Source organism: Methylophaga lonarensis MPL (assembly GCF_000349205.1).
GTDB lineage: Bacteria > Pseudomonadota > Gammaproteobacteria > Nitrosococcales > Methylophagaceae > Methylophaga > Methylophaga lonarensis.
This window is the reverse complement of record NZ_APHR01000043.1, coordinates 1-16,815: the sequence shown is the minus strand read 5'-3', so window position 1 is coordinate 16,815 and position 16,815 is coordinate 1. Positions and strand designations below refer to the sequence as shown.

Sequence of the window (16,815 nt, the reverse complement as noted above, 5' to 3'; positions counted from 1 at the left end):
GTTGACTGTGTGAATGCACATCATCTATGCAGATCATAATGTGTTGATTCAAATATTGTTGAAACCCGCACATCATCTGCGACGCAGGGAATGACAAGCCTTTAAGAGAAGGTATGCCCTGTTTACAGTGCTCCGCTATGACCATGCTATTCATTTCGGCGTCAAACTTGTGCAGACAAACCCTGTCAAAACCGCTTAATTCGGCCACCGCATCAACCAAAACCCGGGGCACAGATTCACTGTGTGTCACCTGTGAGAGATGACTCAACCACTGGTTTGTTTTGGCTAGCAGACGCTGCTCCGTCTGTAGCGCAATCGGCTCAAATTCGAGAATTAGGTAGTCAGTGGTTCGCCAGACTGACACAGAAAACCGAAGTAATTGTTGTGCTGATTGACGCTGAAACTCCAGCGTCAGGTGATATGGTTGATGTTCATCAATTTCTGAGAGGGCTTGATAAAGTGAGTCACCTAAAATATCTGCCGGTGTCTGTTGCTCAAGCGTTTGAATCGACAGCTCCAGACAGTGAAGACATTGTTCACTCACCCATAAAACCGATTCAATCGCAGCATCCAGAATCAATACCCTTGAATTGGCCTGAATCTGCGCATACTCACTTGCAACTGCAGGTAACTGAATCAAGTTTTTGACCTCTTGGCAGAAATTGATTGGCGGCTCTGAAGGTTACTGGCTGTCTAATGTATTGGACTCATGCAAGCCGTCGAGGATCTCATATCCCCAAAGTGTAGCGACATCGAATCATAAAAAAAATCAAAACCTGCTGATTATTTAGCGGAGCAACAACAGTGGAATATCACTGAGCCGAACCATTTTGGCGGTATTGCTACCGACCAGAAACTGGCGGATACGAGAATGCCCATAAGCGCCCATCACCAGCAGATCAATGGTGTTTTGTTGCTGATATTTTTGCAAGGTCGGCTGAACTGTGCCACTGCGCATGGCCGTGGTCACCTCAAAACCGGCATTGCGCATCCGGGCTCCAGCCTCGCTCAACTCGGCTTCCAGTTGTGGGGTGGCGTCCGCCACCATCACCAGATGACAGGGCAAGTTTTTCAGCAAAGGGCTGTCGACGATCTTGTCCAATGCGCTTTTGGCAGTAGCACTGCCGTCATAAGCCAGCATAAAGTTTTGTGGCGTCTTGAACTCAGGCAAAGCCACCAGAATCGGCTTATGTAAGGTACGCACTACATTTTCCAGATGACTGCCGATGGCATGACTTTCATCATTGTGCGCTTCACCTTGCCGGCCCATCACCAGCAGCCGCATATCCGCTTCCATTTCGGCCAGTGTTTCCAGCAGGTTGCCATGGCGTTGATGGATACTGACCTCCGCAACGCCAGCTGATTCAACGCGTTGTTTGGCAGCTTGCAGCAGGTGCTTGCCATGCTCCAGCGCCAGTCTGCTGCGCTTTTCATCCAGCTCCACCAGTTCTTCAAGCAAGTTTTCCCGGCTGCCCAAACCGATATTACCGGACAAGTTGCTGTGTTGTTCCTGAGTCGGATACTCAGTTTTGTCCAGCACATGCAGCAACGCCAGCGAAGCACACAGTTGCTGGCTGGCCCAGGCGGCGGCATCACAAACGGCCGTGGCAGCTTTTGAGCCGTCGATACAAGCAATTATTTTGGTCATTCCCGTCTCTCTCCTAATGCCCGCCCTTGAGCAGTTTTTCAACTTCGTCCGGTTTATCGTGCACCCCGAAACGGTCAACAATGGTGGCAGTGGCGTCATTCATACCGATCAGTTTGACTTCAGCCCCCTCACGGCGGAACTTGATTACCACTTTGTCCAGTGCCGACACTGAGGTCACATCCCAGAAGTGTGCTTGTGTCAGATCGATAATGACACGCTCAGGCGCCTCTTTGAAATCAAACGCCGAGGTGAATTTATCGGACGAGGCAAAAAATACCTGGCCGAGAATCCGGTAGGTTCGCTCAGTGCCATCCTCGCTGAGAGACGATTCCACCGCCATGTAATGCCCCACCTTGTTGGCAAAGAACAGCGCCGCCAGCAGTACACCGACGGCAACACCGATGGCCAGGTTATGGGTCAACACCACAAATACCACGGTCGACACCATGACAATATTGGTCGACAGTGGATGTTTTTTCATATCCCGCAGAGACTCCCAGGAAAAAGTACCTATCGAGACCATAATCATGACCGCCACCAGTGCCGCCATCGGGATCTGCGTCAGCCACTCATCCAGCACCAGGATCATCACCAGCAGAAACACACCGGCGGCAAAGGTGGATAAACGACCTCGACCACCCGACTTAACATTGATCACCGACTGGCCGATCATCGCACAGCCGGCCATGCCGCCCATCAGTCCGGAACCGATATTGGCAATGCCCTGACCTTTGCACTCGCGGTTTTTATCACTGCTGGTATCGGTCAAATCATCGACAATGGTGGCAGTCATCATCGATTCCAGCAGACCGACAATCGCCAGCGCAATCGCGTAAGGCAGAATAATCATCAGCGTTTCCAGATTCAACGGCACATCCGGCCACAAGAACACCGGCAACGTATCCGGCAGCTCACCCATATCGCCCACCGTGCGAATATCCAGCCCGACCAGCATGGTAAATGCGGTCAACACGACAATGGTCACCAGCGGTGAAGGCAATAGATGGCCAATCCTGGGCACATAGGGAAACAGGTAAATAATCGCCAGTCCCGCGGCGGTCAGTGCATAAACATGCCAGGTCACATTGGTCAGCTCAGGCAACTGGGCGGTAAAAATCAGAATCGCCAGCGCATTCACAAAGCCGGTGACCACGGAGCGTGAGACAAATCTCATCAAACTTCCCAGTTGCAAATAACCGGCAATAATCTGAAATACACCGGTCAGCAAGGTTGCCGCCAGCAGATATTCCAGACCATGTTCGCGCACCAAAGTAATCATCAGCAGCGCCATGGCACCGGTAGCGGCTGAAATCATGCCTGGCCGACCGCCGGTAAAAGCGATAATCACCGCAATACAGAACGAAGCATACAGACCGACTTTGGGATCCACGCCAGCAATAATTGAAAAGGCAATCGCCTCAGGAACTAAAGCCAGTGCTACCACCAGGCCGGCCAGCAGATCACCGCGAATATTGGAAAACCAGTCACGTTTCCATGTTGGAAGCATAAAAAATTCCTGCAAGTGTGTTTGAATTTCGGAAACAGGCGTTTCCAGATAACAGCCAGCCACAAGATGCCTGTCCGGCTGAAGTCGGCTGAAAATAGGCGATGGGGAACGCTAGGGTGGACTCAACAACATTGACTGTTTTAGTTCGAAAAAACCCACAAGAATAGCATGTTCATACATATCGTTCTAATCCAAAGTCAGTAACAACATTTTTCCAGACTTAACCTGCCGTTAACCCCAAATCCGCTAAGTTGGCTCCGACGATCACCAATCTGGAGAAAATTAATGGCCGTAATCGGCTCCTGCCAACAATATAAGAACCCTGTCTGGGGTCTTGTATCACTGATGTTACTGACCCTGAATGGCTGCTCTGTAATGCCTGAGCGAACCAACTATCAGGCTCAGATTATTGAGGAGCAAAGTACTGTTGAAGCATGGCAACAGATTAGCGAAATGCAGTCGGCAAGCACCCTGACGGACCTGCTTGATTCTCCCGCTTTGCAAACCTTGATTGAACAGGCCAGAGTCAACCACCCCGGCCTGCAACAGACTTTGCTGACCTTGCAGATTCGCCAGGTTCAGCTCAGACAGACTCAAGCGGATCAACGTCCCCAGGTAAGTGTCAGTAGCAGTCATGAGCGACAATCATCTGACAACAGGTTCAGCAGTCAGTTAAACGTTGGTTGGCAACTTGATCTGTGGGGAAAAATTGCCGATTCAGTCTCTGCCGCTGAGTTAGATATTGTTGAGCAGCAGTGGCTCTATCAATCTGCTATGGATACGCTGGCAGCTGAAATCATGCGTGCCTGGCTGAACCTGATTGCGCTGCAACACAGCATCGAGATCGAACAACAACGACTGACAGACTTTGAACAAACAGAACTGTTCATCGCACAGCGTTATCGTAACGGTTTAGGAACACTCGAAGATGTTGACAGTGCCCGAACCAGTGTGGCCAGTAGTCGAGCCCGACTGGTCGCCGCCAAAGAAGATTTACAACGGCAGCAAAATGATCTGCGTTTATTGACCGGACAGATCGTCCCTGTTGAATTGTTGACTCCTACAGACTATCCCGAAGTCGTCCTGCCACTGGCTGGTTTGCCAACTCAGACTATGGCCAGAAGACCGGATTTACAGGCTGCTTTTGCAGCAATTCAGGCAAATGACTTGCGTAGTCAAGTCGCCTATAAGGATCTGTTACCTGAACTGAACTTGCAGCTACTTTTGAATGATTCAGCCAGCAATGCCCGGGGAGCCTTATTTGCCGCACCGGCCTGGTCAATATTGACTCAATTGACTGCCCCACTTTATCAGGGTGGAAGGCTCAGAGCTGCCACCGAAATTGCTGAATTACAGACAGAACAGAGCTATCAGGCCTATCGCGAACTACTGCTGAGTGCGGTGGTTGAGGTCGATCAGGCCATCAGCCAGGAGCAGAGTCTCGCATTGCAATATCAACATATCAGCACTGCTCTGCAAAGTGCCGAGCGCAATCTGCTGAATTACCAGCAACGCTACCGCAATGGCCTGGCCACCATCCTCGAATTACTGTCAGTCCAGCAACAACGCTACGACCTGCAAGCACAACTGAACACTCTCGCCTATCAACGACTGGCAAACAGGATTGATTTGGGGCTGGCACTGGGACTTGGAGTCGAAGCATGAAAAAGTTTATCTCTCATTGGGGCTTTGTCATTGCGGCACTGCTGTTTTTGGTCGCAGTGCTGACCTACAACCAGTATCAAATCGCTGTAGAAGCCAATCGGCCAATTCCGGTGCGGGAAGCACCGCCTATTCGCCCACAAGTCAGTGTAATTGAAGTTGAATCTGGTCGTTATTCGGCTCAATTGACCACCTTTGGTGCCAGCCAGGCACGTTTTCAGCTGGAGTTGAGCTCACAGGTTGCGGGTCGCGTTGAACAAATTGCTGAACAGTTTGACAGTGGTTATCGAGTTGCCTCGGGAGATTGGTTAATACAACTTGAAAACAGTGATTACCGCGCCGCCGTCAGTCGTGCCGAACAGGCACTGGCCGCAGCTCAACTGACCTTGCTTGAAGAAGAGCGTTTGCAAATTCAGGCTCGCGAAGAATGGCTTGCTTCCGGAATGTCAGGAGAACCCGATTCACCGCTGGTATTGCGTGAGCCACAATTGGCGGCAGCAAGAGCGATGGTCAGTGAAGCGACTGTGACTCTGGAAAGCGCTCGTAAGGATCTTCAACAAACAAGGATCACCGCCCCTTTTGATGCCTTGATTGTGGCGCGACACACCGGTCCCGGATCTTTTGTGCAATCAGGACATGAAGTCGCGACGATTTACAGCACTGAACGCGTAGAGATTGTGTTGCCCTTATCTGCTCGGGAATGGACATTATTACCAGAGCCAACACTGTTGGTTGCCAGCCAGTGGTCAGCACAGCTGTCTGCAGTGGATGGAACAGGTTCATGGCAAGCTGAAGTATTACGTGTCGAACAGCATCTTGATAGCGAAACCCGTCAACGTGCGGTGGTGCTGAGTGTCAGCAATCCTCTGGATCAACAACCCGCGCTTTATCCCGGGACTTTTTTACGCGTCAATCTCGAAGGCAAAGCGCTTGATGGTTTGTGGCAACTCCCCAATACCGCGCTCAGCCAACGAGGAGAAGTCTGGTATGTCTCGGAAGATAATACACTGCAGAATTTCAGTGCAGAGCCGGTATTCAGCCGCGATAGCCTGATTTACGTCAAACCACCAGCCGATCTGGCCGGGCAGTCGCAACGTGTGGTGAAAAATCCTCTGAATACCTATCGTATCGGCATGCATATCAATCCCCTGTTGACAGGGCTTTCCTATGAATAACCTGTCATCACGCAGAGGCATTATCCCTTGGTTTGCCTCCAACCCTGTTGCTGCCAATTTGCTGCTGATTCTGGTGATCATGCTTGGCGTACTGGAAATGGGCAATCTCCGACGCGAGGCATTTCCCAGCAGAGAGCCTGACAGTATCAGCATTTCTGTCAGCTATGACAGCGGGTCAGCCCAACAATCCGAAGAAGGGCTTGCCATCAAGATAGAAGATCAACTGGAAGACGTCACTGGAATCCGCTCAATTACCAGTTCATCCACTCGCAGTGGTGTCAGCATCAGCGTGGAAATGCAAAGCGGTTACGATCTGGATGAGCTATTACGGGATGTCAAAAATCAGATCGATGCTATCTCCACCTTTCCTGCCGAAGCGAAACGCCCTGTCATCAGCAAGGCAGAACGCGAGGAACATGCGCTGTGGCTGCAACTCTACGGCAACTCCAATCGCCACACGATGCAGCAGCTGGCAGAAGAGCTGAAATCGGATTTAATGGCACATGAGAAGATTAATCGGGTCAGCATCTCTGGTTGGCTCGATCCGATGATGTTTATCGAAATTGATGAAGGCCAGCTGCAAGCCTATGGCTTGTCCCTGTCCGATGTGGAAACAGCCATCAACGCCAGCTCGTCGGACACCATGACGGCCGTTTTGCGTAATGAAAGTCTGTTTCTGCAATTGCGAGCCTCCCAACAAGCCTATCTGCAACAGGATTTTGCAGACATCCCACTGGTGACCACACCACGTGGCCAGCAAATCAGACTGGGCGATGTAGCCACCATTCGTGATGATTATGATGATGACACTTCTGTGCTGTCTCGTTTTCAGGGACAGGAAAGTATTGCGCTCCAGGTCATCACCACCGGCATGGATGATATCTCTGATACGGTAGACGGTGCCCGTCAGGTCGTCGATAACTGGGTACACTCCGGCAAATTGCCTCAAGGCGTTGAGCTGGCCTCCTGGTACGACCGAAGTGTCAGCATCAATCAGCGCCTTGATTTGCTCATCAAAAATGCACTTACCGGGATCGCGCTGGTATTTCTGCTGCTGGCCTTGTTTCTCAATCTTACCGTTGCCTTCTGGGTTGCCATGGGTCTGCCCTTTGTCTTTTTCGGCACGCTTTATTTCATGGGTGACAGCTATGCCGGTCTGACGCTTAATTCCTTCACAACTTTTGGCTTTATTCTGGCACTGGGCATTATTGTTGATGATGCAGTGGTGGTCGGTGAGAGTATATACAGCGTCCGATCCAAAGAAGGCGATACACTGCGAAACACCATCAAAGGCACTATGCGAGTAGCAGTTCCGACCTTGTTTGGTGTTTTTACCACCGTGGTGGCCTTTTATGCGCTGTCTCATATCGAAGGACGTCTGGGTAGTCTCTATGCTCAATTTGCAGCAGTTGTCAGTATTGCCTTGATGCTGTCCATTGTAGAGTCCAAGCTGATTCTGCCTGCTCACCTCGCCCATCTGAACACCCAGCGACGCACCAGTCATCACCCGCTTGTTGCTGGCTGGAAAAAAATCCAGAATGGTGCGGACAGCAGTCTCCAATGGTTTGCCAGCCGGATTTATCGTCCGGTGATAGATATTGCGCTCAGGCAACGTTACGCGGTGGTCATTATGTTTATTGCCATTTTTGCACTGGTCATCGCCATGCCGGCCAGCGGAAAAATCCGCATCAGTTTTTTCCCAGGCATTCCCGGAGACACCGTCACAGCTAACTTGAACATGCAAAATGACATCAGTTTTGGTCAGACACATCAAACCTTGCTGATGATAGAAGCCAGAGCTTATCGGGCGGATCAACAGCTTCGAGAAGACACCGAACATCAACACAGTGGCATTGCCAATCTGCAGTTACTGTCGACTGCCGATCAGTCTGGTTCATTGGTGGTCGAACTAACACCTGATGCGCCATACGATTTGCAGCAATTCAGCCAGACCTGGCAAAGACTCATAGGACAGCCTGAAGGTGTTCGCACGCTCAATGTCCGCAGTACACGTCGCATGGCTGACGCACTGCGCATCGAGCTTCGTTCCAATGATGACGAGGTGTTGACGAGGGCCGGACAGCAGCTTCGCCAACTGTTACTGCAAACACCCGCGATCCAGGGTCTGGAAGATACGCTTGACCCCAGTCAGCCTCAGATACAGCTTCGGCTTAACGCCCAGGGCCTTGCCATGGGCTTAACGACAGATATGCTGGCCTCGCAAATCCTGCAAGCTTTCAGTGGTCGAGTGGTACAGCGTTTTCAGCGTAACAGCGATGAGATTGAGGTCAGAGTTCGCTACCCGGAAGCTGACCGGCAGAATCCTGCAGATGTGGTCAATGCCCGCATCCGATTGTTGGATGGTTCAGTGGTTCCGCTCTCGTCTGTTGCCACCATTGATTATGGCTTCACCCGTGATCGCATCACGCGTATCAACGGCCAGAGAGCGGTGTATCTGACCGCTGACGTTGACAAGGATCTGCAATCCGCCACCGAACTGGTCAGTCAATTGCGCAGACAAGTCGTACCTGATTTGCTGGCCCAATACCCAGGGCTTAATATTCATTTTGCCGGTGAGGCGGAGGAACAGGCTGAAACACAGTCTTCAATGGTGACCGTGTTTATGGTCGCCAGTCTGGTGATATATATCCTGCTGGCGGTGCCACTGAAATCATACATTCAGCCAGTGATTATCATGACCGCCATTCCGTTTGGCATTGTCGGCGCAATTCTCGGTCACTGGATGAATGACTTGTCACTGAGCATTCTGTCACTCAACGGCATTATTGCGCTAAGTGGTGTGGTGGTGAATGACAGCTTGTTACTGGTATCCAGATTCAATGATCTCAAAGCGCAAGGTGCCAACCTGCATCAGGCTATCAGCATGGCAGCGAGAGATCGGCTTAGAGCGGTGTTGCTTACCTCATTCACGACTTTTGCTGGACTGTTACCCTTGTTGAGTGAAACCTCCAGACAGGCACAGTTTCTGATTCCTGCCGCGGTATCATTGGGTTACGGCATCATGTTTGCCACGGTGATCACCTTGATCCTTATCCCTTGCCTGCTGATGATTCAACTGGATGTTGCTCGACTATTCAAACCACAATCACTTTCAGGCAGCCCTGTTCAGAGAGGTTCAGTATGACCCGTACTTTATTGATTGAAGACGATCTGGATCTGGCCCAAACCGTCATTGACTACTTACAACTGGAGCAGATCGACTGTGATCACGCCAGCAATGGCGTTGCCGGATTAAACCTGCTGACTGACAATGATTATGACGTACTACTACTGGACTTGAATCTGCCCAGACTGGATGGGCTGGGCGTCTGTGAAAAGTTACGACAGGAAGGTCGGGATATTCCGATATTGATGCTGACCGCCCGAGATCAGGTCGATGACAAGATCTCTGGTTTTCATGCGGGTACTGATGACTATCTGGTCAAGCCCTTTGCCTTGGAAGAACTGGTGGTCAGAATTGATGCGCTGTCACGGCGACGCAGTGGCCAAGTTCAGTTGCTCAGCTATGCCGATCTGCAAATGAACCTCAAACAACGCACAGCGATGCGGGCTGGTAGCCCACTGAAGCTTTCCCCCAGTGGCTGGCAATTACTGGAATGTCTGCTAAGAGCCGCGCCGGAAGTTGTTCCCCGGTACAAACTGGAACAATCCGTGTGGGGTGAGACCACGCCTGACAGCAATAGTCTCAAAGTTCATCTTCACCACCTGCGCAAGGCCGTAGATGGTGCGTTTTCTCCACCACTGATTCATACCATTGCCGGGCACGGCGTGACACTCAGGAAGCTCGACGATGAAACGACCGCTCAGCCTTAAACGACTTTTTACCCTGAGTTTTTTGGTGTTTGGCCTGTTGGTTATGATTGGCTATTCCCTACTGAGCATCCATTTTTTTGTGCGTGGTATGGACAATATCGTTTCAGGTGCCATGGAAAACGCTGCGCTGGCCTACTTTGCCACACATCCAGATGCTGATATGGACGAGTCGGTAATCTATCGCGGAGCACGCATCAGCAGAGATTGGCAACAACTGCCAGAAGAGATACGCTCAGCCTTTAACCGGCCACCGGCAAGTCCGGGCGAATTGCTCAAACACGATGCCTCTGGCTGGCTGCAACGACCGGATATCATGCATTTTGTGCTGCGTATTGATATCAATGATCAGCCGGTTTTTATCAGTCGTTCCATGTCTCGTGACAGCGTCAGTCCCTTAATGGGCAGAAATATGGCTGAGAGCCTGCAGTTATTGCTGCTATTCAGTCTATTGAGCGCACTCACGCTGATTGTAATCACAGGCCTGCTGCTCAGACATATCTCCCGCCCCGTTGCCAGGCTGGGACAATGGACCCGTCAGTTAACTGCTGAACAACTGGAACAACCGGTGCCTGACTTTATGTATCCAGAACTCAACGAAATGGCCCAATTGACACGCAATAGTCTTATTTCAGTCAACCGGAGTCTGCAGCGCGAACATCAGTTTCTCCGCTATGCCAGTCATGAATTACGCACGCCCATCAGTGTGATACGAAACAATATTGAGCTGATGTCACGCTGGCAGCAAAAACAATCTGAAACACTGCCACCAGTACTCAAGGAAATCACTGACAGAATTGATCGCGCCAGCTTGAACATGCACCATTTGACTGAAACACTGCTGTGGATGAGTCGTGATATTTCATCACCACTGCCCGAACAAACCCTTGATTTAGAGCAGACCTTAACCCAACTGGTTGAAGATATGCGTTATCTGTTGCGTGACAAACAGGTCAGCGTTGATATCGACTGCAGCCCCTGCACAGTCTCGGTTTCCGAAGTCGCCTTGAGAATTGTTCTGGGCAACCTGATTCGTAATGCTTTTCAGCACACATGGCAAGGTGAAGTCACAATCCAACAGCAAGACACTCGAATCAGCATCGTCAATCATCTCTACCCGGAACAATCCACCCCCACAACAGAGAGCGGTTTTGGTCTCGGCCTGCAACTGACTGCACAGTTAACTGAAAAACTGGGTTGGTATTATCGTAATGAAGCGCTTGGCGATGGACACAGGGTCACGCTTGATATCAGCCCTCAAGCACCTTTGTTTGCCAACCAGGATTTGTAAAACTGTACCGCCGTTCTACCGCTATGACTGGCCCGACGCATCGCAAACTGCCTGGCCGCCTCATGCAGTTGCTGCTGTTCAATCGAATGATCTTTAAATAAAACATCCACCATGGTCAGGTAGCTGTCCCAGCTTGCCGGATAAAACGACAACCACAGACCAAATCGATCTGACAAGGCCAGCTTGTCTTCCAGACTATCGGTGTAATGCACTTCATCACCCACGACTTTACTCAGCTGATTTTCCGCCTGTAACTCCGGCATCAGATGCCGGCGATTGGAAGTCGCATAGATACGTACATGTTCGGGTGGTAATTCCAGCCCGCCTTCCAGCAAGGTTTTTAGAGGCTTATAGCTGTCTTCACCCACCTCGAAGGATAAATCATCACAAAAAATCACAAAGCGAAACGGTCGATCTTCGAGATCATCCAGAATCTCCGGAAGCCAGTGCAATTGCTCCTTGTCAATTTGCAACATCCGCAACCCCTGCTCGGCATATTGATTCAACAGAGCTTTGATCAAAGACGATTTTCCCGTGCCGCGACTGCCCCACAACAAGGCATGATTGCTGGGTTCGCCACGGATAAACCGCTCGGTATTTTGCATCAGGGCAGACTTTTGCTCATCAATGCCCACCAGACTGTCCAGAGAGACCGGATCCAGCCTGCCAATGGCTTTTAACTTTTCACTGTGCGGCCGCCAGACCGCCGCTTTAATGTTATGCCAATCCAGATTTGTCATGATTGCCAGCTTCCTTTTTTGCACTTCGAGGCATGATGTGAATGGCCTGCGCCAATAAAGACATGCCTATTTTTTGCCCGATGGTGATTTTATTGCGTTGCAGAACATGCTCCGGAACATCCAGTTGCAACTGTTGCCCGTGACCGCCTTCGACTGTAGCCAGTAAAGTGGCAATGCCACGCAGTGTAATAATTTGCTCTACCACTGCATTCACAGCATTTTCCTGATCACCTCTGGATGGTCGACGCTGTTGGTGCAACAGTATTTTAGCCGGCGCAATCAGCCAATGCACTTCACCTTCGGTCCATTCATTTCCTGACAAAGACGGCTGTGCAACCTCAAAGAGATGTTCATGCCAGCGCAGTTTGAAGCTGTTGCCGGCCTGCACCAGTTCACCCTCAAACAGGTTTCGAACGTCAACCTGACTGGCCACAGAAAGATTTTTAGGCCGTTGCAACACCTCATCAATAGCGCCCTGCTGCAAGGTCTTTCCCTGATGAATCACGCACATCTGATCCGCGAGCATCGCCGCTTCATCCAAGTCATGCGTTACCAGGATGACCGGCATCGATAATTGCCGACGCAGCGCATGTAACTCCAAATATAATTTGCGGCGAGTCACTCTATCTACCGCCGAGAAAGGTTCATCCAGCAGCAAAACATCAGGGCGACGTGCCAGAGCTCTGGCAAGTGCGACGCGTTGTTGTTGCCCACCCGACAACTGCGCAGGATAACGTGATGCCAAACCTGACAAATGCACTTGCTCAAGCAATGTGTCCACCTGCGCCGATGAATCCTGGTCTGCCTGCAGAGCCAGCGCAATATTGCCCGCCACAGTTAGGTGCGGAAACAATGCATAATCCTGAAACACAATGCCAACCCGCCGTTTTTGTGGGCTCAGACTCAAGGTTTGATGGCTGTCAAACCAGCGATGACCACCACTTTCGATGACCCCATCATGTGGCTTAAGCAGACCCGCAATGCAACGTAAGGTCGTGCTTTTGCCACTTCCCGATGGACCGACCAGCGCCAGCATCTGTCCTGGTTCACACGTCAGTTGCACATCCAACTGCGTAGGCGTTTGCAAGCGAATATCGACTGACAGTCTTTTCACTATCGTACCACCCGATATTTCAGTCGGTTAAGGCTGTAAACCAGGGTGACTGTCACCACCGAGATGCCAAGCAATATCAGCGACATCACTGTCGCCTGCTGATGCTCAAAAGCGATCACACTGTCGTAAATCGCAATCGACAGAGTGCGGGTTTCTCCGGCAATGTTGCCGCCAATCATCAGTACAACACCAAACTCACCCAAGGTATGACAAAAACTCAGGATCCAGGCCGTCATAATGCCTGGCCAAATCAGTGGCATTTCAATACGTAAAAAGGTTTTCCAACGCGAAATACCACTGCACCAGGCAGCCTCACGCAGATTATCCGGGACTTGCTCCATGGCTCGAAGAATTGGCTGAACCGCAAACGGCAAACTGTAAATAATCGATGCCAGCCACAGTCCGGTAAAGGAAAAAGCAAGTTGCTGGCCGGTGAGTTGGGCAAAAAATCCACCCAACACATGCTGACTATCCATCGATACCAGTAAAAAGTAGCCCAACACTGTGGGTGGCAAGACCAAGGGCAAGGTCAGCAATGCCTCAACAAAATAGCGACCTTTGAACTGAGTCCGGTTAAGCCAGTAAGCCAGCGCCATTCCGATTGGAAACAAGCTGAGACTGGTCACGGTCGCCAGCTTCAATGAAACATAAAGTGCCTGCCAATCCATATTGGGTATCTAGTCTCCGACTCTGCCAAAGCCATGGGCTTGGAAAATCGCCAAGGCTTCATCACTGGCGATAAACTCAAGGAACTGTTCTGCAACCAAAGGTGCCTGCTTGAGAATAACAGCCACTTGATAAAGACTGCCTGGCAATTGTTGATAACGGCCGCGCGCAGCCATTCGCGGCTGAATCGCCATCGCATAAGGCACAATACCGCCATCGACATTACCCGTAAGGCTGAACTGCATCACCTGTGCAGCATTCTCAGCCAGCAACAGCCTGTCCTCGATCATTTCCCATAACTGATGCTCACGTAATATGCGTTCAGCTAATTGTCCATAAGGTGCATGCGCCGGATTGGCGATTGCAAATTTCTGGATCTGTCCTGCCAGCAAGGCCTGCTTCAATCCTGATAAGTCGGCATCGACATCCAGCGCTGAACGATGGCTGGCAAACAGTGCCACGTAACCTTCTGCATAATGCAACGCTTCACCACGTGTTAGTTGCCATTGCTGTAAACGCTCAGCATAGGCAACGTCTGCCGAAAAAAACACATCGTAAGGTGCACCATGTTGCAATTGATTGGTGATATTGCCCGATGAACCATAGGTGACATTGACTCTGATCCCGGATAGCTGCTGAAAACTCGACACCAGCTCCGGCATCACAAAACGTAAATCAGCGGCGGCGGCAATTCTTAATGTCTGAGCATGTACAGTGCACGGCAACCACAACATCAATAGCAGAACACTTCGCCACATGAATGATTTTCTCCCACAAAAAAGCCCCGCTGAGCGGGGCTTTTCAGTTTAGCGTATGACCAGAGTTTAGTCTGCTTGGACTTCCTCATTGACCGCCTTCATGCTCAGACGAATACGGCCTTGACGATCAACTTCCAGCACTTTGACCTGAATCATGTCACCTTCCGACAGTTTGTCGCTGACGTTCTCGACACGCTCATCAGAGATTTGCGAGATATGCACCAGACCATCTTTGCCAGGCAGAATGGTGACAAACGCACCGAAGTCCATCAACTTGGCAACACGGCCTTGATAAATCTTGCCAACTTCAACTTCAGCAGTGATGTCTTCAATACGACGCAGCGCAGCCTGACCGGCATTGTAGTCAGACGAGAAAATCATCACAGTACCATCGTCTTGAATATCAATGGTGGCACCCGTTTCTTCGGTGATAGCACGAATGGTAGCGCCACCTTTACCGATGACATCACGAATCTTATCTGAGTGAATCTTGGTAGTGATAATGCGCGGCGCAAATTCTGACATTTCGGCGCGATGCGATGAAATGACCACATTCATTTTCTCGAGGATATGCAAACGGCCATCACGTGCCTGAGCCAGTGCTGTGCGCATGATTTCTTCGTTAATACCTTCAATCTTGATATCCATCTGCAGCGCGGTGACGCCTTTTTCAGTACCGGCAACTTTAAAGTCCATATCACCCAGGTGATCTTCATCACCCAGAATATCGGTCAAAACCGCATAGCCATCAGGTTCTTTGATAAGACCCATTGCAATACCGGCGACAGGCGCCTTGATAGGTACGCCCGCATCCATCAGTGCCAGTGAAGTACCACAGACCGATGCCATGGAGCTGGAACCGTTGGACTCAGTGATTTCTGACACCACACGAACTACATACGGAAATTCTTCTGCATTTGGCATGACCGCCTGGATACCACGCTTGGCCAGTTTGCCGTGACCGATTTCGCGACGTTTAGGGCTGCCAACAAAACCTGTTTCACCCACACAGAACGGCGGGAAGTTGTAATGCAGCATGAAACGGTCACGATACTCGCCTTCTACCGCATCAATCATCTGTGCATCACGCTCAGCACCCAGTGTGGCAACGACAATCGCCTGGGTTTCGCCACGTGTAAACAAAGCAGAACCATGAACGCGTTTGAGAATGCCGGTTTCGACAAAAATCGGACGAACTGTTTTGGTATCACGTCCGTCAATGCGCGGTTCGCCAGCAATAATGCGACCACGAACCAGTTCTTTTTCGAGTTTGGCAAAAACACCTTTAACTTCTTCTTCGCTCCACTCAGAAGCATCACCACACAAAGCTTCTACCGCTGCATTGCGCAATTCACCAAGCTGATCCTGGCGCTGCATTTTATCGCTGATGCTGTAAGCCGCCTTGATACCTTCGTAGGCGTTGGCTTTAACGGCATCATAAAGGCTTTCGTTTTTGACCGCAGGTGTCCAGTCCCATGCAGGTTTACCCACTTCCGCTTGAAGCTCACGGACCAGATTAATGGCCGTTTGCATTTGCTGATGACCAAACATAACTGAACCCAGCATGACTTCTTCAGGCAGCTCAGAAGCTTCTGATTCAACCATCAACACCGCTGTTTCAGTACCCGCGACCACCAAATCCAGCGCACTGTCATCCAGCTGCTTGCGACTTGGGTTCAGCAGATATTGACCATCGACGTAGCCCACGCGAGCTGCACCCAATGGGCCGTTGAAAGGAATACCGGAAATTGCCAAAGCAGCAGATGCGCCGATCATGGCAGGAATGTCAGGGTCAATGGCAGGATCCAGCGCCATTACGGTAGCAATGACCTGAACTTCGTTAAGAAAACCTTTTGGAAACAATGGACGCAGAGGACGATCGATAAGACGTGATGTCAGCGTTTCTTTTTCACTGGGACGACCTTCACGTTTGAAAAAACCGCCAGGGATCTTACCTGCTGAGTAAGTCCGTTCCTGGTAGTTGACGGTCAATGGAAAAAAGTCCTGGCCCGGGCTGACTGTTTTTTTGCCAACAACCGTGACCAATACTGAAGTTTCCCCCAGACTTGCAATAACGGCACCTGTTGCCTGGCGGGCAACTTTACCCGTTTCCAGAGTGAGCAGATGTTCGCCAAATTGCACTGATTTTTTAACTGAATTCACACTATCTTCCTTCTCTTGACAACACTCTGAACAGACCTTTCTGTTCAGGCTTGAACGCATAAATGAAAATGCCCCTGAAACCACAGGTGTTTCAGGGGCATTAAATTACTCAGGTCATTGACCTGATGCCGTTACTCACGACATGGATGATGTACTGTAACTTCGAGCTCACGTCTGCAATTAGCGACGCAGACCCAGATCAGCAATCAAATCACGGTAACGATTGATGTCAGTCTTTTTCAGGTAATCGASCATCTTGC

Annotated in this window: 13 protein-coding genes; 5 read left to right on the top strand and 8 right to left on the bottom strand. The window is 50.5% G+C overall.

Annotated elements, in window-relative coordinates; all coding sequences use genetic code 11:
* From MPL1_RS08505 to MPL1_RS08495, 3 genes are all read right to left on the bottom strand, one after another.
* On the bottom strand, positions 1 to 640 hold a 640-nt coding region (locus tag MPL1_RS08505), incomplete at its 3' end, for a phytochrome family protein (protein WP_009726718.1).
* Between the two features lie 147 nt (positions 641 to 787).
* Positions 788 to 1,648, bottom strand: a complete 861-nt coding sequence (locus MPL1_RS08500) for a universal stress protein (RefSeq protein WP_009726717.1) — start codon at positions 1,646 to 1,648, stop codon at positions 788 to 790.
* Between the two features lie 13 nt (positions 1,649 to 1,661).
* Entirely contained in the window at positions 1,662 to 3,155 is a 1,494-nt protein-coding gene (locus MPL1_RS08495; RefSeq protein ID WP_009726716.1) for a SulP family inorganic anion transporter, read from the bottom strand.
* Positions 3,156 to 3,440: 285 nt separating this feature from the next.
* On the opposite strand from MPL1_RS08495, the gene MPL1_RS08490 reads away from it, so the two are divergent.
* Genes MPL1_RS08490 through MPL1_RS08470 form a run of 5 tightly spaced genes read left to right on the top strand, consistent with a single transcriptional unit; the run spans position 3,441 to position 11,114 of the window.
* Entirely contained in the window at positions 3,441 to 4,820 is a 1,380-nt protein-coding gene (locus MPL1_RS08490) for a TolC family protein (protein WP_009726715.1), read from the top strand.
* A complete protein-coding gene (locus MPL1_RS08485) occupies positions 4,817 to 5,992 on the top strand; it encodes an efflux RND transporter periplasmic adaptor subunit (protein ID WP_009726714.1) in 1,176 nt (391 codons plus the stop codon). The genes MPL1_RS08490 and MPL1_RS08485 overlap by 4 nt, the downstream gene beginning before the upstream one ends.
* Entirely contained in the window at positions 5,985 to 9,137 is a 3,153-nt protein-coding gene (locus MPL1_RS08480; protein ID WP_009726713.1) for an efflux RND transporter permease subunit, read from the top strand. The genes MPL1_RS08485 and MPL1_RS08480 overlap by 8 nt, the downstream gene beginning before the upstream one ends.
* Positions 9,134 to 9,826 carry a response regulator transcription factor gene (locus MPL1_RS08475; protein WP_009726712.1) on the top strand — a complete coding sequence of 231 codons (693 nt, stop codon included), beginning with the start codon at positions 9,134 to 9,136 and terminating at the stop codon, positions 9,824 to 9,826. Before MPL1_RS08480 ends, MPL1_RS08475 begins: the two co-directional genes overlap by 4 nt.
* The gene (locus MPL1_RS08470; RefSeq protein ID WP_009726711.1) at positions 9,804 to 11,114 is read left to right on the top strand and encodes a sensor histidine kinase; all 1,311 of its coding nucleotides are present in this window, start codon (positions 9,804 to 9,806) and stop codon (positions 11,112 to 11,114) included. Before MPL1_RS08475 ends, MPL1_RS08470 begins: the two co-directional genes overlap by 23 nt.
* Here MPL1_RS08470 and MPL1_RS08465 read toward each other — a convergent pair.
* The 5 genes from MPL1_RS08465 to pnp all read right to left on the bottom strand — a co-directional run bounded on the left by MPL1_RS08465 (position 11,081) and on the right by pnp (position 16,555).
* Entirely contained in the window at positions 11,081 to 11,854 is a 774-nt protein-coding gene (locus MPL1_RS08465) for an ATP-binding protein (RefSeq protein WP_009726710.1), read from the bottom strand. The two genes, MPL1_RS08470 and MPL1_RS08465, sit on opposite strands and share 34 nt — an antisense overlap.
* Complete coding sequence (locus MPL1_RS08460; protein WP_009726709.1) at positions 11,832 to 12,968, bottom strand: ABC transporter ATP-binding protein; 1,137 nt, start codon at positions 12,966 to 12,968, stop codon at positions 11,832 to 11,834. Before MPL1_RS08460 ends, MPL1_RS08465 begins: the two co-directional genes overlap by 23 nt.
* Entirely contained in the window at positions 12,968 to 13,636 is a 669-nt protein-coding gene (modB, locus tag MPL1_RS08455; protein ID WP_009726708.1) for a molybdate ABC transporter permease subunit, read from the bottom strand. Before modB ends, MPL1_RS08460 begins: the two co-directional genes overlap by 1 nt.
* A 9-nt stretch (positions 13,637 to 13,645) precedes the next feature.
* On the bottom strand, positions 13,646 to 14,392 hold the full coding sequence (gene modA / locus MPL1_RS08450; protein ID WP_009726707.1) for a molybdate ABC transporter substrate-binding protein: 747 nt from the start codon (positions 14,390 to 14,392) through the stop codon (positions 13,646 to 13,648).
* Between the two features lie 66 nt (positions 14,393 to 14,458).
* Positions 14,459 to 16,555: a polyribonucleotide nucleotidyltransferase gene (pnp, locus tag MPL1_RS08445; protein ID WP_009726706.1), complete on the bottom strand. Its 2,097-nt coding sequence runs from the start codon at positions 16,553 to 16,555 to the stop codon at positions 14,459 to 14,461.
* Positions 16,556 to 16,815 lie beyond the last annotated feature (260 nt).